Raw genomic sequence first — 21304 nt, forward strand, 5'->3', positions numbered from 1 at the left:
GCCGCGCCCGCGAGAAACCACCTCCGCCGCGAGAAACCACCTCGTCAATGATTTCTCGCGCGCGAGGTGGTTTCTCGCGGGGCCTGGGGAGTTCGTCTCAGTCGGCGATGTCGAGGTCGAGGCCGCTCTTCTCGGCCACGTCCTCCCAGGCGAGGTACTTGAAGTTCGTGCTCTCCTCGTCCGAGCCCTCCGGCGTGTTGTCACCGTCCTGCAGCACGAGCAGCCCGCCGTCGAAGCCGGGCAGGCTCACATTGACGACATCGGCGCCGTCACTGTGCTGGGTGCCGTCGACGGCGCCGTCGACCACGCTGAACGATCCGACATAGGCGTTGTCATCCTCGATGTCGTAGACCGCGAAACTGTCGTCGCCCTGGCTGGACGCGAGCAGGTACCCCTCACCTTCATCGGTCTCGTAGATCGTGAGCCCCTCGATGTCGGTGCGCAGCACGTCGCCGCCGAAGCCGGGGTTCTCTCCGTAGACGCACTCGTCGAGCTCGGCGTCGTAGGTGCCGGGGAGGCCGAACTCGATCGCGGTGTCGACGAGCTCCGCCTCGCCGGTGAGGTCGGCATCGACCTTCCAGATGCCGACGAGCTCCTGGCCGAGGTAGGCGGTGCCGCTCTCCTCGTCGACCGCGATGCCCTCGACCTGCGCGTACTGACCCGGGTCGTCGCACGTGGTCCACGTCGACCCATCCGGCATGGCGAACTCGGCCGGCAGCGCGAGCTCGCGCACGACGTCCCAGCCGACGGTGCCGTCGCCCTTGTCGCTCAGCTCGAGCAGCGCGACCTCGGTCTCCGAGTTGCGGCTCACCAGCGCGTACGCTCCGTCGTCCTCCTGCCACGTGGCGAGGCCGTACGCGGTGTGCTCGCTGTTGACCTCCTCCTGGGATGCCGAGAAGATTCGCCCGGCGTCCGGAGCCGTCACCTCGGTCAGCTCGCCGTCGTCGATGACGAAGATGCCGAGGTCGTCCATGCCCTTGTCCGAGACGACCGCGAGGTCGACCTCGTCGCCGTCGAGCTCGAAGTCGTGGATGAGGTCGACGTTGTTGTAGCGTCCTGGTGCGTCGCCCTCGCCAGACGCCAGCTTCGGGTCGATGTGCTGGACCAGCTGACCCTCGAGGTCGTAGACGTTCATCCCGGCCTCCTTGGCCGTGGTGATGACGAGGCTGTTCTCGGCGTCGTCCTCGTCGACCCAGATGGCGGGGTCGTCCGCGTCGGCGTCGTCGGCATCCCACAGCGCGGGAGTCTCGAGCTTCGCGGTGACGTCATCGGCCTTCGATTTCGAGTGGCCGTACGCGTATGCGTGGCCCTTGGCGTGTTCGGGTGGCTGGGGGTTCGGATGCGGCTGGGCGGCGCCGACGAGCACGACGGCGGAGGCGCCGATCACAGCGACGGTGAGCAGGCGGGGGATCACGGAGACTCCTCGGGGGATCGATGGATGGGGTCGCCCGATCGTTCTGCCCGGCTATGAACGCCGAGTGAACCGGCAGTGACGTATGACGCCGACCCAAGCTCGAAGTCCGGATCGAAGCCGGCTGACGAATCACGGGGCGATCTCCGCATCCCGTCGCGACGACGTGCCTACACTCGCAACCATGGTCTCCGCCGACGTCGTCACCCCCTCCCAGGCGGAGGATCTCGCTGCCCGCATCCTCGCGAGACGCGCGCACCCGCTTCTGCTCGTCTCGACGGATCCGGAGGGCGGATTCTCCTTCGACGTCCCCCGGCTGCGCCAGGAGCTGGACGGGATCGCCGACGTCGTCACGGTCGAGACCGGCGGCGTGACCCGGCACCTGGAGCAGCTGCTGCCGCCCAAGACCCACGCCTTCGGCGGAACGGCCCGCTCCTACCCCACCGACTTCGGCGCCGACCCGGCATGGACCAGATCGCACCTGCGCTTTCCCGACCACGCGACCACCGACGACCTGATCGACGACGCCATCGCGCAGAGCGTGCAGCGCCGGGTCGAGTCGGCGGCCGCCCCGCGGGTCCGACGCGCCTCCGGTGTCGTGCACGGGTTCGTCGCCGACGGCACCCGCGCCATGGTGCGGCTCGACGACGGCACCACCGTGACCGCGACGGCCGAACTGCTGCCGCCGGACATCCCGCTTCTCGCCGCACTCGTCGTCGGCGAGCGCACCAGCGGCATCCTGGACGGCAACGAACTGCATCCCGAGCCGGTCGCACCGGACCCGGATGCCTTCCCGGATGGATCGCACACCCTCGCGCTCGTCGTGAAGGTCACGGAGCTGCGCGCGACCGTGCAGCTGCATCCGCGCCTGTCCGCCGTGCTGCGGCGCCGTGACGTCGACGCCGGCGACGGCCCCGTCAGCGACGTGCTCGCCGTCGGAGACGTGATCCGCGTGCGCGTCACCCGCCTGCCGGACGGGACTCCGGCGCTCAGCCGAACCGACGTCGACCCGGATGCCGCGCTGGTGCCCTCACTGCCCCTGATCGCGGGCGGAGCGCCGTGGCTGAGCGAGGATCGCCCTCCGCAGCAGCCATCGGATGCCGCAGCTCACACCCCCGCCGCGGACGAGGCATCCGCACTTCCGCCAGCAGCACTGATCCCGTCGCCCGATGTCGCGACCCGCACGGACGTCGTCGCACTGTCGCACCAGATCACGAGCCTGCGCGGCGATCTCCTCGCCCTGACGAACCTCGTCGCCCGCGGCTCGGGCGCACTCGTCACGGATGCCGGCGAGCTCGACCGGCTGCGCGCCGAGAACGAACGTCTGCGCGCCCAGCTCGCCGATGAGCGCGCCGAACGGGCCTCCACCGAGGCGAAGCTCGCGGGTGCCGAGCAGGACCGCCGCGAGACGGGCCGTGCTCTGCGCGATGCCCGCCGGGCCGCGGAGCGCTCCCATGTCGACGCCACCGCCGACGGCATCCGCTTCGAGATCGAACGCACCTGGGGCAACCGCACCGCCCCCGGCGAGCGCGGCCGCTGGCCGTTGCGCGACTACACACTGGGCCCGGACTTCATCGACTCCCTCAGCCCGCTCGACGAGGGTCAGCTGAGCAAGGCGATCCGCACGTGCGTCGACGCGATCACCGGCCGCGACCGCGAGATCCCCGCACGCGAGCTGCATCGGCTGCGCACCGGCGAGGGCGGTGGCGACTCGTATGTGGTGCGCCAGGACGGCGCCCGCTGCATGCGCTCAAGCGTCGAGCAGAACGTGGCGGGCGCGCGGCGGCTGCACTACTGGGAGCTGCCGGGCGGCGGCGTCGAGCTCGGGCGCATCGTGCTCCACGACGACACGAAGCCGTAGCCGCGAATCATCCTTTCGCCGAGACGTCAAGGGCGCTGACGAACACCGGACGTCGCGATAGCTTGACTCGGATGCATGACCCGGATGCACCTGCGAGGAGTACACGATGACGTTGGAAGTCGTGTCGCCCACCTCCGCCCTGCTCGACGGCAGATACCTGCTGGAGGACCGCGTCGGCAAGGGCGGGATGGCGACGGTCTACCGCGCCGAGGACACCCATCTCGGCCGGACCGTGGCGATCAAGATGATCCATGACGGCGGGGATGCCGTCAGTTCGGTCGATCGGGCGCACACCGAGAAGGCGTTGCTCGCCTCGATGAACCATCCATCTCTGGTGACGCTGTACGACGCGCAGCTGGAGCCGGGTCGCCCGCAGTACCTCGTGATGGAGTTCGTCGACGGGCCGACGCTGGCGGCGCGCATGGCGGAGGGTCCGCTGCCGCCCCGCCAGCTCGCGCACCTGATGCAGAACCTGGCCGAGGGGCTCGCCGCCGCGCATGCGGCGGGCATCATCCACCGCGACGTCAAACCGTCGAACGTGCTGCTCGCGCGGACCGGGGATGCCGCGGTGCCCTGGACCGCGAAGCTCGCCGACTTCGGCATCGCCTGCTCGATCGACCGATCGCCGATGACATCGCCGGGAATCGTACTGGGAACCCTCGCCTACATGGCGCCGGAGCAGCTGCGCGATGCCGACCCCGGCACCGCGGTCGACATCTTCTCCCTCGGCCTCGTCGTGCTCGAAGCGCTGACCGGCCGGATCGGATATCCCGAACTCGGCTCCGGTCGCGCGGCCGCACTGGCGCGCGTGATGCAGCCGCCGACGATCGCCGAGACCGTCGACGACGAGTGGCGGGACCTGCTCGAACGGATGACGCGGCTCGAACCGGACGAGCGTCCCACCGCCGCAGAGGTCGCCGCCGCAGCCAAGGAGCTCGCGCGCTCCAGTTCGCTTGATCCCCTGCCGGTGGCCCCCGAGCCGGGCCGGACTCCCGCGCTCGCACCGGCAGAAACCGCGCGGACCGCGGTGCTGCCTGCAACGGCGGCATCCCACCCCTCACGCCGCCGAGCCGTCATCGCCGGTGCGGCGCTGGCCGCCGCGACGCTGGCCACCAGCGCGGCGTTCCTCCTTCCCCCGGCCGACGGGCCGGGGCGTGTCGTGCCGTCGACGACACTGCGCACACTGATCGAGCCGGCGCAGACGGACACGACCTCGAACACCGACGGGGATGCTCCGGAGGCGCCGAACGAGTCCGACGACACCGGGAACCAGGGCACGGGCCAGCAGGGCAACAGCGAGAAGAACGACAAGGGCAACAGCGACAAAGGCCAGGGCAAGGGGAAGGACGGCTCCGACCAGGGCAAGGGCAACGGCAAGGGGTAGGCCTGCAACGGGCGTCCCGATCCGCGGGAAGCCCTGGCACGCCGCGCCGGTAGACTGATCACGCCCCGCTCGGCCCTTTCCCTTGGAGTGCGCGTGACCACCCCCGAAGCATCCGCCCGTCAGCACGTTCCCGACTCCGTCGAGAACGCGATCGCCACTCCCGAGAAGGAGCAGCCGTACGCCGCGCTGGGCCTGAAGGATGACGAGTACGCACGCATCCGCGAGATCCTCGGCCGCCGCCCCACCTCGGGCGAGCTGGCGATGTACTCCGTCATGTGGTCGGAGCACTGCTCCTACAAGTCGAGCAAGAACTACCTGCGCCGTTTCGGCCAGAAGGTCTCCGACGAGATGAAGGAACGCCTGATGGTCGGCATGGGCCAGAACGCGGGCGTCGTCGACGTCGGCGAGGGCTGGGCCGTCACCTTCAAGGCCGAATCGCACAACCACCCCAGCTTCATCGAGCCGTTCCAGGGCGCTGCCACTGGCGTCGGCGGCATCGTCCGCGACATCATCTCGATGGGTGCGCGCCCGGTAGCCGTCATGGACGCCCTGCGCTTCGGCGCGATCGACCACCCCGACACGGCACGCGTCGTGCACGGCGTGACCGCGGGCATCAGCTTCTACGGCAACTGCCTCGGCCTGCCGAACATCGGCGGCGAGACGGTCTTCGACGCCGTCTACCAGGCCAACCCGCTCGTCAACGCGCTCGCGGTCGGCGTCCTGCGCCACGAGGACCTCAAGCTCGCCAACGCCACCGGCGTCGGCAACAAGGTCGTCCTGTTCGGCGCCCGCACCGGCGGCGACGGCATCGGCGGCGCCAGCATCCTGGCATCCGACTCCTTCGACGACGGCGGACCCACCAAGCGTCCGGCCGTGCAGGTCGGCGACCCGTTCGCCGAGAAGGTGCTCATCGAGTGCTGCCTCGAGCTGTACCGCGGCGAGCTCGTCGAGGCGATCCAGGACCTCGGTGCCGCCGGAATCTCCTGCGCGACCAGCGAGCTCGCGGCCAACGGCAACAGCGGCATGAAGGTGTCCCTCGACAACGTGCTGCTGCGCGACCCGTCGCTCACGGCCGAGGAGATCCTCATGTCGGAGTCGCAGGAGCGCATGATGGCGATCGTCGCGCCGGAGAAGCTGGATGCCTTCATGGCCGTCGTGAACAAGTGGGAGGTCGAGACCAGCGTCCTGGGCGAGGTCACCGGAGACGGCCGCCTCATCATCGACTGGCAGGGCGAGCGCATCGTCGACGTCGACCCGTCGACGGTCGCGGTCGACGGCCCCGTGTACGACCGGCCCGTCGCCTACCCGACCTGGATCGACGCGCTGCAGGCGGATGCCGCCGAGAACCTCCCCCGCTCGAACGACCCTTCGGTACTGCGTGATCAGTTCCTCGATCTGGTCGCGTCGCCCAACCTCGCCGACACCCGCTGGATCACCAACCAGTACGACTACTACGTGCTCGGCAACACGGCACTCGCGTTCCCCGACGACGCCGGCATGATCCGCGTCGACGAGGAGTCCGGCCTCGGATTCGCGATCTCGACCGATGCCAACGGTCGCTACAGCCAGCTGGACCCGTACGCGGGCGCGCAGATCGCCCTGGCCGAGGCGTACCGCAACGTCGCCGTCACAGGAGCGACCCCCACCGCGATCACCGACTGCCTGAACTTCGGTTCCCCCGAGAACCCCGAGGTCATGTGGCAGTTCGGCCAGACCGTCGACGGCCTGGCGGACGGCTGCTACGAGTTGGGCACCCCCGTGACCGGCGGCAACGTGTCGTTCTACAACCAGACCGGCGACGTGCCGATCCACCCGACCCCGCTGGTCGGCGTGCTCGGGCTCATCGACGACGTCTCGCGTCGCATCCCGTCCGGCTGGCAGGACGAGGGCCAGAACATCTACCTGCTCGGCACGACGTCGACGGAGCTGAGCGGTTCGGCCTGGGCCGAGACCGTGCACGCGCACCTGGGCGGCCTGCCTCCGAAGGTCGACCTCGCCGCAGAGAAGCGCCTCGCCGGACTCATCGGCGCCGCGCGCGACGAGTGGCTGATCTCGTCGGCGCACGACCTCTCCGAGGGCGGACTCGCGCAGGCACTCGCCGAGGGCGTCATGCGCTTCGGTGTCGGCGCGCGCGTCTGGCTGAACGAGATCATCGAGCGCGACGGAGTGGATGCCGCGACCGCCCTGTTCTCCGAGTCCACCGGTCGCGTCATCGTCACGGTGCCGCGCGAGGACGACGTGAAGTTCCGCGGCCTCTGCGAGGGGCGCGACTACCCGGTCATGCGCATCGGCGTCACCGACACCGAGCCGCAGCTCGAGGTGCAGGACATCTTCACCCTCTCGGTCGCCGAACTGCGCGAGCGCTCGCAGGCCACCCTGCCGAGCTACTTCGGCCCCACCGTCACCGAGTCGGCGCCACTCGCTCGTTGAGCGAGCGCAGCGAGTCGAAACGCAGTCCTGAGGAGCAACGATGTCTGAGCACCACGAAGAGGCCGAAGACCTCTCGATCTACTCGGAGCGCCGTCAGAAGCGCATCCGCGTGACCGCCTGGGTCACGATCGGCGCGCTGATCCTCGTCGGCGGCGGCGCGACGGTCCTCTCCCTCCTCCTGGGCTGATCTCCGCGGTTTCCCGCGCGCGGATGCCGGCGCGACAGTGGTCGTGATTCGCCGCATCACCGCGCGTGAGACGGCCATTCGCGCCACCTCCCTGCCGCACGCTCCCCTCCGGCATCCGTTCACCGCCTCGTCACCGGCCGGCCACGACGTCGTCACGGGCGCTCCCACGCGCCCCGATTGACTCGAAGGTATGAGACGACTCCATCGCGCCCTCGCCACCGCCGCCGTCGCCGCGACCGCAGCCTCGCTGCTGATCGCCGCCCCGACCGCCGCGGCATCCGGAAACCAGACCACCCCGACCTCGAAGATGCACGCCTTCGAGCCCACGCTCGTCGCGTGGGCCGAGCTGTCGGCCGACTTCCTCGCGGAAGGACCGGCATCCGGTGCCCAGGCGAGCGCGGGCAACGGACGGCAGGGGCCGTGGGACGGCCAGGTCATCCCGGGGTTCTCCGCCGTGATCGACAACGGCGACGGCACGTTCTGGGCGCAGCCGGACAACGGATTCGGGTCGAAGGGCAACTCGGCCGACTTCCTCCTGCGCAACTACCTCGTACGTCCGGCCTGGCAGACCGCGAACGGCGGCGAAGGCGACATCGCCGTGGAGCGCTTCATCTCGTACAACGACCGGAACGACATCCTCGACTTCCCGATCGTGAACGACGGCACAGACGAGCGTCTGCTCACCGGCGCCGACTTCGACATCGAGTCGGTCGTCCGCGCGAAGGACGGCACGTTCTGGGTGGGCGAGGAGTTCGGGCCGTTCCTGCTGCATTTCGACTCCGATGGCACGCTTCTGGAGAAGCCGTTCGCCCTCGACGGCGTGCAGTCGCCGCAGAACCCGTACCTCGGCGGGGCGGCCCCGACGCTGCCGGCCAGCCGTGGTTTCGAGGCGATGGCAGGTTCCGTCAACGGCCGCTACCTGTACCCGATCGTCGAGGGCGCGTACACCGGCGAGACCGACCTGCGCCGTCGCGAGATCCACGAGTTCGACACGAAGACGGGCGCGTACACCGGTCGCACCTGGAACTACCAGACCGACCAGGAGCCGAACGTCATCGGCGACGCGTTCACCGTCAAGAACGACGTCCTCCTCGTGGTCGAGCGCGACGACTTCGAGGGCGATCAGGCGGTCACCAAGCGCATCTACGAGATCAACCTCAAGAAGAAGGATGCCGCGGGCTACGTCGAGAAGAAGCTGGTGCTCGACGCACTGCGCATCTCCAACCCCGATGCGCTCAGCGCCGGCAACGGCTACGGCACGGGTGAGGTCTGGTCGCTGCCGGTGCAGTCGCTCGAGACCGTCGTGCAGCTGAAGGACGGCAACCTGCTGATCGCCAACGACAACAACTTCCCCGGCAACGACGCGCGCGTCACCGGCACCCCCGACGACACCGAGTTCGCCGTCATCGATCTCGACCGCACGAAGGTCGAGAAGGAGTTCGTCACCGTCGTCGGCCACCGCGGCGCCAGCGGATACCGCCCCGAGCACACTCTCGCCGCGTACGAGCAGGCGATCATCCAGTGCGCCGACTACATCGAGCCGGACGTCGTGTCCACGAAGGACGGCGTGCTCGTCGCCCGCCACGAGAACGAGATCGGCGGCACCACCGACGTCTCCGCGCGTCCCGAGTTCGCCGACCGCCGCACGACCAAAGTCATCGACGGTGCGCGCATCACCGGTTGGTTCACCGAGGACTTCACCTTCGCCGAGCTGCGCACGCTCCGTGCCAAGGAGCGCCTGCCGCAGGTACGCCCGGCCAACACGGCGTTCGACGGGCTGTACGTCATCCCGACCCTCGACGAGGTCATGGATCTGGCGCGCCACTCGATCAGCTGCGACGGCCGCCAGGTGGGCGTGTACCCCGAGACCAAGCACCCCAGCTACTTCGATTCGATCGGCCTGTCGCTCGAGGAGCCCCTGGTCGCCGCGCTGCAGGAGAACGGCCTGGACTCCGCGGACGCGCCGGTCATCGTGCAGAGCTTCGAGGTCGCGAACCTCAAGGATCTGAGCGGCCTCACGGACGTCACACTGGCCCAGCTCATCAGCTCGTCCGGACGCCCGTACGACTTCACCCTGGCCGGCGACACCCGCACCTACGCCGACCTCGTGACGCCGACCGGCCTCGCCGGGATCGCCGAGTACGCGGCCGGCGTCGGTGTCGAGAAGTCGGTACTGATCCCCCGCACCGCGCAGGGCACGCTCGCCGCGCCGTCGCCGGTCTTCGCGGACGCCCACGCCGCAGGGCTCGAGGTGCACGGCTGGACGTTCCGCCTGGAGAACCAGTTCCTGCCTGCCGAGTTCCGGTCCTCGAGCGATCCGGCCGCGGCCGGTGACCTCGCCGGCGAGATCCAGGTGTTCCTGGATGCCGGCATGGACGGCATCTTCAGCGACCACCCGGACATCGCCGCCACCGTCGGCTGACGTTCCCCCGCGTGAAGTGCCCGGCATCCGGTTCAGGATGCCGGGCACTTCCGCGTAGGACGCGGCGCACGCCTGGCGAACGGGGCCACGAAGCGCCCCGAGTAGGGCAGGATGACGGGATGACCGTCGATCCCCGCATCCGCCTCGAAGAGCTGCGTGTCGATGCGCTGGCCCGTGCCGAGTCGGCGATCACCGCTCTGACGCAGCTGACGCATGACCGCGAGGGGGCGAACGACGACGACGAGCACGACCCCGAGGGCGTGACGCTGTCGTCCGAGTGGTCGCGGCTGACCGGTCTCGCCGAAGCCGCTCAGGCCGAGCTGCGCCAGGTCGAGGACGCCCTCACTCGAGTGGATGCCGGAACCTACGGCGTCTGCACGGCGTGCGGCAACGGCATCCCTCCGGAGCGGCTCGAGGTGCGGCCGTTCGCCGAGCTGTGCGTGCCGTGCGCGGAGAGGTCCGGGCGCTGACGCCCGGCCCTCCCCTCACCAGCGAACAGGCCCGTCCGCGCTCAGGAAGGTTCCCGACGGCGCGTCTGCGGGGAGCGTCGCCGCGGCGACGACGACCTGCGCCGCTTCCTCCGCGCTCGTCGGCGCATGCTCTCGGTTGCCCGGAGCCAGGTCCGTCTGTACCCAGCCGGGGCAGACCGACGTCACCTTGATGGGGCTGTCGGCGAGCTTCTTGCTCAGGCCGATCGTCAGGCTGTTCACCGCCGCCTTCGACGCCTGGTACGCCGGCACGATGCTCTCGTAGTACGGGGATGCCGGGTCGGACTGATCGGACAGCGACCCCATGGTCGATGAGACGTTGACGATGCGCGCGGCCTCGCTGCGCCGCAGCAGCGGCAGCAGATGCTCGGTGACGGTCGCGACGCCGAACACGTTCGTCTCGAAGGTCGAGACCAGCGACGCCACGTCGACGAACTCGTGACCGCCGGTCGCCGTCGCCTCCGGCAGGATCCCGGCGTTGTTCACCAGGACATCGAGCCGGCCGTGACGCCGCTCGATCTCCGCTGCGGCGGCGGCGACACTCGTCGCGGAGGTGACGTCGAGGGTCAGTGGCTCCGCGCTCAGCCCCTGCTCGACGAGGTCTGCCGCGCTCGCCTGGGCGGACTGTTCGTCCCGGCCGGCGATGATGACGGTGGCGCCCGTGCGAGCGAGCGCGGTGGCGGTGGCGAGGCCCAGGCCGCGGTTCGCGCCGGTGATCAGTGCGATGGTGTTCATGGATGGATGCCCTTTTCCCGTCCGGCAGCTCCGGATCGGGTTCCATCCTGAACCGGTGCGAGCGCTCGCGCTGGCGGGAATCGGACGCCGCGTGCACCCCTCTCGCACCCGGCACGGCAGGGCTAGGCTGGGACCCATCATGGACGTGCTCCTTCAAGACTTCTGGGACTTCGCCGGGAGGTACTGGTGGCTGATCTTCCCGATCATGGGTGTCGCCGGTGGCATCGGGAAGGCCTGGGAGCGCGCCTCCCGGCAGCGGCACGAACGCCGCCTGGAGACCATCAGGATCAAGGGTGAGATCAAGGCCGCCCAGATCGCGGCCCGTGGTCAGGGCTCGCCGACGAAGGCGCATCCGCAGCAGATCTCCTCTGAGCCGCAGGTGTCGCCGAACCAGCTGCTGGAAAGGCTGTTCGCCGAGCACGACGAGATCACGGCGCGTTGGCTGGACTACGAGCTCGACGTCGCGAAGCTCATCGCGTTCCCGGCCATGAGCGACGGCCGTCAGCCGTTGACCGCCGCGTTCCTGCGCGCCAAGAAGCTCGCGGACACGCTGCGTCCGGCATCCGCGGATGCCAAGGTCAGCGAGCAGCAGGTGGGCGAGTACCTGGATGCCGTCGGCAACTACGCCGTCGCCTTCGAAGTCGCCGAAAGGGACGCCCGCCGGCTGCGGGACTCGAGCTTCACCGAAGCCGAGCGCAAGAAGCTCGATCGCGCCCAGCAACTGCTCAAGGTCGCTGTCGACGACACCGCGACCCAGGCCGAGCGCAACATCGCGTACAAGCGCGTCCGCGAGGAGCTCGACGGGCTCATCCTGCTGTCGGATGCCGCGGTCGATCTGCTCGAGAAGCAGGTCGCGCGCGAGATCACGGCCGCCCCGGCGGCAGCAGGACCGGATGCCGCCGCACCGGCCCCGGAGCCGATGCCGTTGCGCCTGGACGACGAGCGCGCATGATCGCCACCCGCGTGCGGAACGCCTGACCCCTGCGAAGGAGCCGCATGACGGAACTCAGAGTCGGCCTGATCGGCGCCGGTGGCATCTCGCGCGTCCACGCCGACGCCTGGCGGGCCATCGGCGCACGCGGAACCGTGCTGTCGCGTTCTCGTTCGCGTGCTGCGGAGCTCGCGACCGAGTACGACCTGGACATGGCCGCCGACATCGGGACCCTGCTCTCCGATGTCGACGTGGTCGACATCATGACGCCGAGTGCCACGCACGCCGCTTTCGCGCTCGCCGCGATCGAGGCCGGTGTGCACGTCGTCTGCGAGAAGCCGTTGGCGCCGACGGCAGCCGAGGCGCAGCGCATCCTCGACGCGGCGGAGTCGGCGGGCGTGCGACTGTTCCCCGCGCACGTCGTCCGCTACTTCCCCGCGTACGCGAACATCAGAGCGCGGCTCGCGGCCGGGGAGGTCGGTGAGGTCACGTCGCAGCGCTTCTTCCGAAGGGGACCCGCCCCCACGGCGCCGTGGTTCTTCCACGAGAGCACGGGCGGCGGTGTCATCCGCGACCTCATGATCCACGACATCGACCAGGCGCTCTGGTTCGCGGGCCCGGTCGCGAGCGTGTCCGCCGTGCAAGACCCGCCGACCGCGGATGACACCGTGCCGGTGCCCGTGACCGCCCGGGTCGACCTGATCCACGTCAACGGCATCCACTCCCACCTGGAGGCGACGTGGGGTGCGCCGGGACTCGCGTTCCGCACCGGCGTCGAGATGTCCGGCACGCTCGGCATCCTGTCGCACGACAGCGCGGAGGCGTCCTCGCGATCCGAGGCGACCGATCATCTACCGCCGGTACCGGAAACCGACGGTCCGTACCTGCGGCAGATCGCCGACTTCGTGGCGGCCATCGAGCAGGGTGCCGATGCCCGGGTCTCCACCGCTGACGCGGTCACCGCGATCGCCGTCGTCGAGGCCGCGTACGCATCGATCGACTCGGGCGCGCCCGTGCTCCTCACCTCGGGCATGTCCTGAGCATCCGGCGCGTTGCACCTGTGGTCACCAGCCACGAAAGGACCCTCATGCGCATCGACCTCACCGGCAGGACAGCTCTGGTCACCGGATCGACTCAGGGAATCGGCCGTGCGATCGCGGCGACGCTGGCGGACGCCGGGGCCCGCGTCGCGATCAACGGACGCAGTGCGTCATCCGTGGCATCCGTGATCGAACAGCTCCAGTCCGAGAACCCGGACCGCACGCTGGTCGCAGCCCCGGGCGATGTCACGACCACCGACGGAACGGATGCCGTGCTCGCCGCCGTCGGGCCGGTGGACGTGCTGGTGAACAACCTGGGCATCTTCGGCGCGGAGGAGGCTCTCGCCATCTCGGACGACGAGTGGCGCCGCTACTTCGAGGTCAACGTGCTCGCAGCCGTGCGCCTGATCCGCGCGACGCTGCCGGGCATGAAGGACCGAGGCTGGGGCCGCGTGCTGAACATCGCCAGCGACTCGGCGGTCGTGATCCCGGCGGAGATGATCCACTACGGCATGTCCAAGACGGCGCTGCTGGCCGTCTCCCGAGGCTTCGCGAAGGATGCCGCCGGCACCGGCGTCACGGTGAACTCCGTGCTGGCAGGGCCGACCCACACCGGCGGCGTCGAGACGTTCGTGTACGAGCTGGTGGATTCCGCCCTGCCGTGGGAGGAGGCCCAGCGCGAGTTCATGCGGCTGCATCGGCCGCAGTCGTTGCTGCAGCGGCTCATCGAGCCGGAGGAGATCGCGAACATGGTCGCCTATCTCGCTTCGCCCCTGGCCTCGGCGACGACCGGCGCGGCGGTCCGCGTGGACGGCGGTTACATCGACTCGATCGTGCCGTAGCGTCCGGATCGCAACGTTGCAGGGCGGTGTGACGGGTACACCTGCACGATCCGGGTACACCTGCACGACCGGGAACCGGTTTTCAGTCCGACATCCGTTCCCGGGTCGTGCATCTGTACCGACGCACGGCGCCGCGACCGGTCCGACGGTGCGGTGCGGCCAGGCCCGGTCAGGATGCCGGGCGGGGCGTCACCCACATCGTGATGTCGGCGTGCACGACGACGATGCCGTCACGGTCCGTGACGTCGACGGCGACGATGACGTCACGCGACTCTCCGACCTCGAGGGTGTCGAGGCCGTCGATCGTGCCGACCGCCGTGAGCGTGCCCTTCGCCTTCTTGAGGTAGGCGACGTCCATGCCCTTCGGGATCCACCGGTGCGACTCGGGCAGCGAGTAGTCGATCGTGGTGCCGGCGACGAGTTCGGCGAGGTTGCAGCACGCGATCGCGTGCACGGTGCCGATGTGGTTGTGCACACCCCAGCGATCGCGCATGCGCGCCACTCCGCGACCGGGCTCCAGCGAGATGATCGCCGGTCGGATCGTCCGGAAGTACGGCGCCTTGACGCTCACGATCGTGCTGAAGATGCGCCTGCCGAGCGGACGGGCGTGCAGTGCGTCGTAGGTCTTCCTGATGGGCGAGGTCGTCATCGATTCTCCTTGTCGCTGCTCCCGGCATCCTGACACCGTCGAGTCCGTCAGGGATGATGCGCTGTCGGATCGAACCAAACTCGCGCCTCGGCCGGCCGGCATCGCTGGCGGTATCCGATGATCGCCGCAGCGCGCGCGGTAGGGTGGCCGCATGCATCTCGAGCGCCACGGCGAAGTGTCGCGCCCGCGCCTCCTGCTGCTGCACGGCGGAGGCGTCGCCGGTTGGATGTGGACGCCCCTGCGCGAGCACCTCGACCCGCGAACGCGCCTGCTGATCCCGGATCTCCCCGGTCACGGGCGAAGCGCAGCGGAGCCGTACACGTCGCACGAGGACGCCGTACGAGAGCTCGAAACCATCCTGGAGGGTGACGGCCCGGGGCCGACGACGGTCGTCGGCTTCTCGCTGGGCGCCCAGTTGACGGTGATGCTCGCGGCGCAACGCCCCGATCTGGTCGACCGCGTCGTCGTGATCAGCGCCCAGACGCTGCCGACCCCCGCGCCCGATCTCACGCTCGCTCTGCTGCGATCCACATCGGGCCTCGCCCGCGTCCGATGGTTCGCGCGCCTGCAGGCCAAGGAGCTGTTCATACCGCCCGCACTGCTCGATGACTACCTGCGGACATCGGCGGCGATGACATCCCGGAGCCTGGTCGCAGCGGTGGGCGAGAACATCCGCTTCACGATCCCGGACGGATGGAGAGCCTTCCCCGGCCGGGCGTCTGTTCTCGCCGGTTCGCGCGAGAAGCCGCTCATGCGGAGATCCGCGCAGGCCCTGCACCGTGCGCTGCCCGGAAGCACGTGGGAGATCGTGCCGGATGCCGGGCACGGCATCCCGTTGCAACAACCGCAGTTACTGGCCCGAAAGCTGGAGCAGCGCTGACGCTCACCGCAGCGAGACCGCGCCCATCACCTCGCGCTGCCGGTCGCGAACCCACACGGCGCCGGCGCCGCGCGGCGCGAACCGATAGCGGTACGACACGGCCCGCACCCACCGCGGGCGCTCGCCGTCGAACGGATCCTGGGCGAGCAGACGCAGAGTCGGAGCATCCGCCTCGAGCAGCCGGATCAGGAACGCCGTGAACCAGTCGTCCAGCGAACGTCCGAGCGGAAGGAACCACATCAGCCAGTCGAGTCGCAGGTGATACGGCGCGAACTGGCGCGGGATGCGGCGCAGCGGCCCTGGTTTTCCCTTGAACACGTACTCGCGCCAGTCCGCGGCATCCGGATCTTCGGAGAGCGTGCCCTCGACGACGATCTCGATGCGCTCCTTCGTGACTGTGCCGAAAGCGCCGTACGCGTTCGCGAGCTGCCACCGGTTGAAGCTCGCGTTCATGAGCTGGCGGCGGGCGAAAAGATTGCGCAGCGCCGGCCAGCTCAGCACGACGTAGAGGAGGCCGACCGCCGAGGTCAGGACGATCCAGTACAGCGGGATCGCCTCCTCCCGGCCCGATCCGGGAAGCCCGATCGCCGAGAACGCGAGCACGATCGTCGCCCAGTTCAGCCAGGCGAAGTTGCCCGTGGCGACGAGCCAGAGCTGGGTCGCGATGACGATCCCGCCCGCGACGGCACCGACGAGCAGCGGCACAGGCCCGGGCAGCAGCAGCGACAGGATCGGCGCGAACAGGAAGAACGGCACCACCAGTTGCGCGAAGTGGTTGCCCAGCACCTCTCCCTGGTGGAACCACCGCGGCAGAAGGTGCGCCTGCCGACTCAGCGGCCCCGGCATCGGTTGCGTCTCGTGGTGATAGGTGAGCGCGGTGAGATCTCGCCACTCGCGGCCGCCGCGGATCTTGATCATCCCGGCGCCGAACTCGAGCCGGAACACCAGCCACCAGAACAGCACGATCACGACAGTGGGCGGCGGTTCGTGCACCGAGCCGAGGAAGGCCGCGAGGAACCCGGCCTCGAGCAGCAGCATCTCCCAGCCGAAGGAGTAGAACGTCTGCCCGATACTCGTGATCGACATGTATCCGAGCCACAGGGCGAGGAACGCCAGCATCGGCACCCAGCCCGGCCCCTGCTGGGGGATGCCGATGACGACGGATGCCGACACGGCGATGCCCGCCCAACACAGCGCGACCAGCCGCCGATCCGAATAGCGGATGCGGGTGAAGAGCGTGGGGTGCAGCATCCGCCTGCGGGATGCCGAAGCCGCGACCCAGTCCAGCAGCTGTGGCGCCGGCAGCAGGCCGCGCTCGCCCAGCAGCGGACGGAACTGGTTCAGCGTCGAGACGAACGCGACGAGGTACAGCGCCGCGATGCCCCTCTGCAGGACCTCGCGCGCGAAGAAGAAGTCGACAGCCGCGAAACCGTCCATGCCAGAAGGCTACGCCTGTCGGCGGACGCGGTCACCGCTGGTCAGCGGCGACCGCGTTTCGACTCGCTTCGCTCGCTCAACGAGCGAGAGGGGGCGGGCCCGCTCAACGAACGAGAGGGGGCGTCCTCACTCCACGACGGCCCAGTCGAGCTGGTCGGCGTGCTGCTCCAGCCAGGCGTCGATCGCCTCCGGCTCCTTGTCGGGACCGTACTCGTTGACGACGAGGTTCTCGAGCGAACCGTACTGCTCGTCATCCAGGGTGATCTGCCCGATCAGGTCGGCCGCCTCGGGGAACTCCTCCGTGAAGCCCTTGTGCGCGATGTAGTGCAGGCCCTCCGGCTCGCCGTAGCCGTCCTCGGTGTCCTCGAGCTCCTTGATGTCGAAGACGTCGTTCACCCAGTAGGGGCGCCACAGCGTGACGACGACGTCCTCCTTCTTCTCGATCGCGTCCTGGAGGACTGTGAGCATCGCCGGCGTCGACGAGGTCACGAGCTCGTACTCCTCGTCGAGGCCGTACGCCGGAAGCAACGACTCCTGCGCGTAGGTCGCGGCGCCCGATCCTGGCTCGATCGTGTAGATCTTGTTGCCGAAGCGCTCGCCCTGCCCCTTCAGATCCGCGATCGAATCCAAGTCGACGTACGACGGCACGGCGAGCAGCCCGCTCGCCTCCGAGTAGTACTCGCCGAGGTCCTCGAGGTCGCCCTCGAACCGCTCCCAGTAGCTGGCCTGCGCGACATCGATCCACGCGGACGGGTAGATGTCGATGTCGCCCTCCGCGAGCCCGGTGTACAGCGGGCCGGCTTCGGTGAGCGTCTCCAGCTCGACCGTGTACCCGAGCTTCTCCAGCTGGTCCTGCAGCAGGAACGTGTTGCTGAGCGAGTCGGTCCACGCCGGCAGGTAGCCGATCGTGATGGTGCCCTTCTCGGCGTCCCCGTTCGAGGCGGCATCGTCGCCGGTCGCGCAGCCGGAGAGCACGACGGCCCCTCCGACTCCGAGCGCCAGGATGCCCGTGGTGATGCGGATGCGTGTGTTCATGTTCTGCGTCTTTCGTCGGCGCTTCGTCGTCATCAGACAAAAACGGGGGCGTCGCAGCGGACTGCGACGCCCCCGGTGATCAGGCGAGGGTCACTCCGTGACGACCCAGTCGAACTGGTCGCCGTTCTCCTCGAGCCAGGCATCCACTGCCTCGGCTTCCTTGCCCTCGCCGTACTCGTTGACGATGAGGTCCTCGAGCGAGCCGTACTGCGCGTCGTCGAGCTTGATCTGCTCGACCAGCTCTGCCGCCTCGGGGAACTCCTCGGCGAAGCCCTTGTGACCGATGAAGTTCAGGGTCTCGGGGGTGCCCATGGCGCCCTCCGGGTCCTCGAGCGTCTTGATGTCGTAGGAGCTGTTCGCCCAGAACGGCTTCCACAGCGTGACGACGACGTCTTCCTTCTTGTCGATCGCCTCGCCGAGCACCGTCAGCATCGCGGCGGTCGACGACGTCTGCAGCGTGTACTCGCCATCCAGACCGTAGGCCGGCATCGCGACCTCCTGCGTCTGCTTGGTGAGTCCGGCGCCCGGCTCGATGCCGACGATCGTGCCGTCGAACATGTCGCCCTTGCCCTTGAGCTGGTCGATCGAGTCGATCTCGGTGTAGCTCGGAACGGCGAGCGTCAGCACGGCGTTCTCGTAGTATGCCCCGAGGTCCTCGAGGTCGTCACCGTACTTCTCCATGTAGGACGCGTGCGTCACCTCAGGCCAGGCCGACGGGTACATGTCGACGTCACCCTGCGCGAGGCCGGTGTACAGCGGGCCTGCTTCGGTGAGTTCTTCGAACTCGACCGTGTAGCCGAGCTTCTCGAGCTGGTCCTGGAGCAGGTACGCCATGCTCAGGCCGTCCGTCCACGCCGGGAGGTATCCGAGCGTGATGGTGCCCTTGTCGCCGTCAGCCGAGCCCCCGGCCGAGTCACCGGATGAACCGGTCGCGCAACCCGTGAGGGCGAGGGAGGCGGTGACGCCGAGTGCTGCGATGGCTGTGATGTGCCGGTACTTCTTCATGGTGCTGCCTTTCGTATGCTGTGGTGCGTTCCGTATGGGTTCAGTGGGTTTCGTCAGACGCCGACGTTCGGCGCACGGTGCGGAGATGCCTGTGCGCGGTCCGCCTCCGCGGCAGCTTGCGCCGCGGCATCCGCTGCCTGTGTCCGCTGCGCTGCACGGCGACGGGCGAGGACGCCCAGCAGCGACGAGGGGTACTCGTGCGGGGTGCCGAGTGCCGCGGTGACGCGGTCGAGGTAGACCGCGATCAGCACGACGGCGAGTCCGGCCTCGACGCCCTTGGCGGTGTCGACGGTCGAGATCGCCAGGACGACCTCCTTGCCGAGTCCGTCCGCGCCGGCCATTCCGGCGATGACGACCATCGACAGCGAGAGCATGATGACCTGGTTGACGCCGGCCATGATGGACGGCATCGCGAGCGGCAGCTGGATGCCGCGGAGGATCTGACCCGGCTTCGCGCCGAAGGCCTGCCCGGCCTCGACGGTCTCGGAGTCCACACCGCGGATGCCGAGCTCGGTGAGCCGGACGCCGGGAGGCAGCGCGAAGATCACCGTCGCGACGAGACCCGGCACGACACCGATGCTGAAGAACACGATCGCCGGGATCAGGTACACCATCGCGGGCATCGTCTGCATGAAGTCGAGCACGGGCTTGAGGATCATCCGGACCGTGTCGTTGCGCGCCGACCAGATGCCCAGCGGCACCGCGATCGCGATCGCCACGAGCGCTGACACCAGCACGAGGGCGAGGGTCTGCATCGACAGGTCCCACAGGTCCATCGTGACGATGAGCAGGAACGAGATGACCGTGCCGACGGCCATCTGCCACGAGCGCACGAGCCAGGCGATGAGCGCGAAGATCGCGATCATGACCGGGAACGGCGTGCCGACCAGGATGTCGGTCAGACCGTCGACGAGGAACCGCACGACGAACGAGATGACGTCGAGCAGAGCCGCGAGGTTGTCCTTGACCCAGTCGACGACCGAGGCGACCCATTCACCGATGGGGATGCGGAAGCCATCCATCACAGCACCTCCTTCTCGGCGGCCGGAGCAACGGGCGCGGTGCCCGCGGCATCCTGCGCCTCATCGAGCACGGCGTCGATCTCGGCCTGCGGGACGGGGCGCAGCGGCAGAGTGATCTCCTCCGTGGCGCCCGGGCCGGGGCCGAGCGCCGCGAGCAGCGTGACGCGAGGGATGACGCCGACGAGCCGGCCGCCGCCGTCCACGACCGCGAGGGGCAGCGGGGATTCCACCGCTGGCACGAACAGGTTCATCAGCACCTCGTCCTCGGCCACGCTCTGCGGAACGGGCTTGAGGATCGACGCGAGCGACGTCTCGCCCTTGCGGACGAGCTTGATCGCGTCGCGGTCGGTGACGATCCCGAGCAGCTTGCGGTCGCGCCCGGTGACGTACGCGGCCGACATGTAGGCGTCGCGCATCTGCCGAAGCGCCGTCCGCGGACCCGTCGTCTCGGCGACGACCGGACGCGGCAGCTCCATGACGTTGGATGCCGTGAGCACGCGCGCCCGGTCGACGTCCTGCACGAACTGCTCGACGTAGTCGTTCGCCGGGTCGGTGAGGATGTCCTCCGGCGTGCCGATCTGGACGATCCGGCCGTCGCGCATGACGGCGATCCGGTCGCCGAGGAACATCGCCTCGTTGAGGTCGTGCGTGATGAACACGATCGTCTTCTGCAGCTTCTGCTGCAGTTCGAGCAGCTGCTCCTGCATCTCGCGGCGGATCAGCGGGTCGAGCGCACTGAACGCCTCGTCCATCAGCAGGATCTCGGTGTCGGCCGCGAGCGCGCGGGCGATGCCGACGCGCTGCTGCATGCCGCCGGACAGCTGGGACGGGAGCTTGTCGCCGTTGCCCTCCAGCCCGACCATCGCGAGGACCTCCTCGGCCTTCGCGAGGCGCTCGGCCTTCGGAACTCCGCGCAGCTCGAGCGGATAGGCGACGTTCGCGGCGACGGTGCGGTGCGGCAGCAGCGCGAAGTGCTGGAACACCATCGACACGTTGTCGCGCCGGATCTCGCGCAGCCGCGATGCCGGAATGCCAGTGATCTGATCGCCGCCGACGGTGACGGAGCCGTCCGTCGCGTCGTGCAGGCCGTTCAGCATGCGGATGATGGTGGACTTGCCGGAACCCGACAGGCCCATGATGACGAAGATCTCGCCTTTGTTCACGGTGAAGCTGGCGTCGATGACGGCAGCGGTTCCGGCATCGACGACGTCGTTGCGGGATTCACCGGATTTCAGGCGACGGACGGCTTGGTTCGGGTTCCGTCCGAACACCTTGAACAGATGGCGCGCTTCAAGAGCGGTTTCGGTCACGTTTCCCCCGCGACTCACCGTTTTCAGGGTCTCGGTGAGCCCGCTTCGGTTGCGCCCGGGTGATGTTCACAAGGCCGTTTCGACAACGCTGCATGGCGGCACGGACGGTGGATTTCGGATCCTCCGCAAAGAACATCGACCGTACGTCCACGCCTCTTCGTTAGCACAGCAGAATCGAAAGAAGGACGCGTCCGCGGACTGGTCTTCGGGCGTGATGCCCGCCCTCCACCGTAAC

General features: G+C 69.0%; 18 protein-coding genes. 10 read left to right on the forward strand and 8 right to left on the reverse strand.

The features are described from left to right. Positions 1–97 precede the first annotated feature (97 nt). On the reverse strand, positions 98–1414 hold the full coding sequence (locus OED01_RS15110) for a phytase (RefSeq protein WP_264156105.1): 1317 nt from the start codon (positions 1412–1414) through the stop codon (positions 98–100). Positions 1415–1595: 181 nt separating this feature from the next. Here OED01_RS15110 and OED01_RS15115 point away from each other — a divergent pair, with 181 nt between their 5' ends. The 6 genes from OED01_RS15115 (at position 1596) to OED01_RS15140 (ending at position 10165) form a co-directional block, all read left to right on the forward strand. Continuing rightward, positions 1596–3272: a S1 domain-containing protein gene (locus OED01_RS15115; protein ID WP_264156106.1), complete on the forward strand. Its 1677-nt coding sequence runs from the start codon at positions 1596–1598 to the stop codon at positions 3270–3272. A gap of 106 nt (positions 3273–3378) precedes the next feature. Beyond that, positions 3379–4656 (forward strand): serine/threonine-protein kinase, encoded by a 1278-nt coding sequence (locus tag OED01_RS15120; protein WP_264156107.1) that lies wholly within the window; start codon positions 3379–3381, stop codon positions 4654–4656. A gap of 93 nt (positions 4657–4749) precedes the next feature. Further along, complete coding sequence (gene purL / locus OED01_RS15125) at positions 4750–7086, forward strand: phosphoribosylformylglycinamidine synthase subunit PurL (RefSeq protein ID WP_264156108.1); 2337 nt, start codon at positions 4750–4752, stop codon at positions 7084–7086. Positions 7087–7126: 40 nt separating this feature from the next. After that, positions 7127–7273, forward strand: a complete 147-nt coding sequence (locus tag OED01_RS15130; RefSeq protein ID WP_264156109.1) for a hypothetical protein — start codon at positions 7127–7129, stop codon at positions 7271–7273. A gap of 190 nt (positions 7274–7463) precedes the next feature. After that, a complete protein-coding gene (locus OED01_RS15135) occupies positions 7464–9695 on the forward strand; it encodes an esterase-like activity of phytase family protein (RefSeq protein ID WP_264156110.1) in 2232 nt (743 codons plus the stop codon). A gap of 119 nt (positions 9696–9814) precedes the next feature. Beyond that, on the forward strand, positions 9815–10165 hold the full coding sequence (locus OED01_RS15140) for a TraR/DksA family transcriptional regulator (RefSeq protein ID WP_264156111.1): 351 nt from the start codon (positions 9815–9817) through the stop codon (positions 10163–10165). A 15-nt stretch (positions 10166–10180) separates the two neighbouring features. Here OED01_RS15140 and OED01_RS15145 read toward each other — a convergent pair whose 3' ends face one another. Further along, positions 10181–10918 (reverse strand): SDR family NAD(P)-dependent oxidoreductase, encoded by a 738-nt coding sequence (locus tag OED01_RS15145; protein WP_264156112.1) that lies wholly within the window; start codon positions 10916–10918, stop codon positions 10181–10183. Positions 10919–11057: 139 nt separating this feature from the next. Here OED01_RS15145 and OED01_RS15150 point away from each other — a divergent pair, with 139 nt between their 5' ends. Genes OED01_RS15150 through OED01_RS15160 form a run of 3 tightly spaced genes read left to right on the forward strand, consistent with a single transcriptional unit; the run spans position 11058 to position 13731 of the window. Continuing rightward, positions 11058–11870 carry a hypothetical protein gene (locus OED01_RS15150; protein WP_264156113.1) on the forward strand — a complete coding sequence of 271 codons (813 nt, stop codon included), beginning with the start codon at positions 11058–11060 and terminating at the stop codon, positions 11868–11870. Positions 11871–11914: 44 nt separating this feature from the next. Further along, positions 11915–12889 carry a Gfo/Idh/MocA family protein gene (locus OED01_RS15155; protein WP_264156114.1) on the forward strand — a complete coding sequence of 325 codons (975 nt, stop codon included), beginning with the start codon at positions 11915–11917 and terminating at the stop codon, positions 12887–12889. Positions 12890–12936: 47 nt separating this feature from the next. Next, complete coding sequence (locus tag OED01_RS15160; RefSeq protein ID WP_264156115.1) at positions 12937–13731, forward strand: SDR family NAD(P)-dependent oxidoreductase; 795 nt, start codon at positions 12937–12939, stop codon at positions 13729–13731. Positions 13732–13900: 169 nt separating this feature from the next. Here OED01_RS15160 and OED01_RS15165 read toward each other — a convergent pair whose 3' ends face one another. Further along, positions 13901–14380: a hotdog fold domain-containing protein gene (locus OED01_RS15165; RefSeq protein ID WP_264156116.1), complete on the reverse strand. Its 480-nt coding sequence runs from the start codon at positions 14378–14380 to the stop codon at positions 13901–13903. A gap of 151 nt (positions 14381–14531) precedes the next feature. On the opposite strand from OED01_RS15165, the gene OED01_RS15170 reads away from it, so the two are divergent. Then, on the forward strand, positions 14532–15260 hold the full coding sequence (locus OED01_RS15170) for an alpha/beta fold hydrolase (protein WP_264156117.1): 729 nt from the start codon (positions 14532–14534) through the stop codon (positions 15258–15260). A 3-nt stretch (positions 15261–15263) separates the two neighbouring features. Here the strand turns inward: OED01_RS15170 and OED01_RS15175 are convergent, their stop codons facing one another. The 5 genes from OED01_RS15175 to OED01_RS15195 all read right to left on the reverse strand — a co-directional run bounded on the left by OED01_RS15175 (position 15264) and on the right by OED01_RS15195 (position 21069). Beyond that, positions 15264–16697 carry a lipase maturation factor family protein gene (locus OED01_RS15175; protein ID WP_264156118.1) on the reverse strand — a complete coding sequence of 478 codons (1434 nt, stop codon included), beginning with the start codon at positions 16695–16697 and terminating at the stop codon, positions 15264–15266. Between the two features lie 126 nt (positions 16698–16823). Continuing rightward, a complete protein-coding gene (locus OED01_RS15180) occupies positions 16824–17732 on the reverse strand; it encodes a glycine betaine ABC transporter substrate-binding protein (RefSeq protein WP_264156119.1) in 909 nt (302 codons plus the stop codon). A 90-nt stretch (positions 17733–17822) separates the two neighbouring features. Further along, complete coding sequence (locus OED01_RS15185; RefSeq protein WP_264156120.1) at positions 17823–18737, reverse strand: glycine betaine ABC transporter substrate-binding protein; 915 nt, start codon at positions 18735–18737, stop codon at positions 17823–17825. 53 nt (positions 18738–18790) lie between these two features. Continuing rightward, positions 18791–19759 carry an ABC transporter permease gene (locus OED01_RS15190; RefSeq protein WP_264157985.1) on the reverse strand — a complete coding sequence of 323 codons (969 nt, stop codon included), beginning with the start codon at positions 19757–19759 and terminating at the stop codon, positions 18791–18793. Beyond that, positions 19759–21069, reverse strand: coding sequence for a quaternary amine ABC transporter ATP-binding protein (locus tag OED01_RS15195; RefSeq protein WP_264156121.1), 1311 nt, complete (start codon positions 21067–21069; stop codon positions 19759–19761). The genes OED01_RS15190 and OED01_RS15195 overlap by 1 nt, the downstream gene beginning before the upstream one ends. Between the last annotated feature and the right edge of the window lie 235 nt (positions 21070–21304).

This window comes from Microbacterium sp. M28, from assembly GCF_025836995.1.
Taxonomy (GTDB): domain Bacteria; phylum Actinomycetota; class Actinomycetes; order Actinomycetales; family Microbacteriaceae; genus Microbacterium.

Coding starts and splice junctions, on each gene's coding strand:
- OED01_RS15115 (WP_264156106.1), top strand. CDS start 1,596: ATGGTCTCCGCCGACGTCGTCACCCCCTCCCAGGCGGAGGATCTCGCT.
- OED01_RS15120 (WP_264156107.1), top strand. CDS start 3,379: ATGACGTTGGAAGTCGTGTCGCCCACCTCCGCCCTGCTCGACGGCAGA.
- OED01_RS15130 (WP_264156109.1), top strand. CDS start 7,127: ATGTCTGAGCACCACGAAGAGGCCGAAGACCTCTCGATCTACTCGGAG.
- OED01_RS15135 (WP_264156110.1), top strand. CDS start 7,464: ATGAGACGACTCCATCGCGCCCTCGCCACCGCCGCCGTCGCCGCGACC.
- OED01_RS15140 (WP_264156111.1), top strand. CDS start 9,815: ATGACCGTCGATCCCCGCATCCGCCTCGAAGAGCTGCGTGTCGATGCG.
- OED01_RS15145 (WP_264156112.1), bottom strand. CDS start 10,918: ATGAACACCATCGCACTGATCACCGGCGCGAACCGCGGCCTGGGCCTC.
- OED01_RS15150 (WP_264156113.1), top strand. CDS start 11,058: ATGGACGTGCTCCTTCAAGACTTCTGGGACTTCGCCGGGAGGTACTGG.
- OED01_RS15155 (WP_264156114.1), top strand. CDS start 11,915: ATGACGGAACTCAGAGTCGGCCTGATCGGCGCCGGTGGCATCTCGCGC.
- OED01_RS15160 (WP_264156115.1), top strand. CDS start 12,937: ATGCGCATCGACCTCACCGGCAGGACAGCTCTGGTCACCGGATCGACT.
- OED01_RS15165 (WP_264156116.1), bottom strand. CDS start 14,380: ATGACGACCTCGCCCATCAGGAAGACCTACGACGCACTGCACGCCCGT.
- OED01_RS15170 (WP_264156117.1), top strand. CDS start 14,532: ATGCATCTCGAGCGCCACGGCGAAGTGTCGCGCCCGCGCCTCCTGCTG.
- OED01_RS15175 (WP_264156118.1), bottom strand. CDS start 16,697: ATGGACGGTTTCGCGGCTGTCGACTTCTTCTTCGCGCGCGAGGTCCTG.
- OED01_RS15180 (WP_264156119.1), bottom strand. CDS start 17,732: ATGAACACACGCATCCGCATCACCACGGGCATCCTGGCGCTCGGAGTC.
- OED01_RS15185 (WP_264156120.1), bottom strand. CDS start 18,737: ATGAAGAAGTACCGGCACATCACAGCCATCGCAGCACTCGGCGTCACC.
- OED01_RS15190 (WP_264157985.1), bottom strand. CDS start 19,759: ATGGATGGCTTCCGCATCCCCATCGGTGAATGGGTCGCCTCGGTCGTC.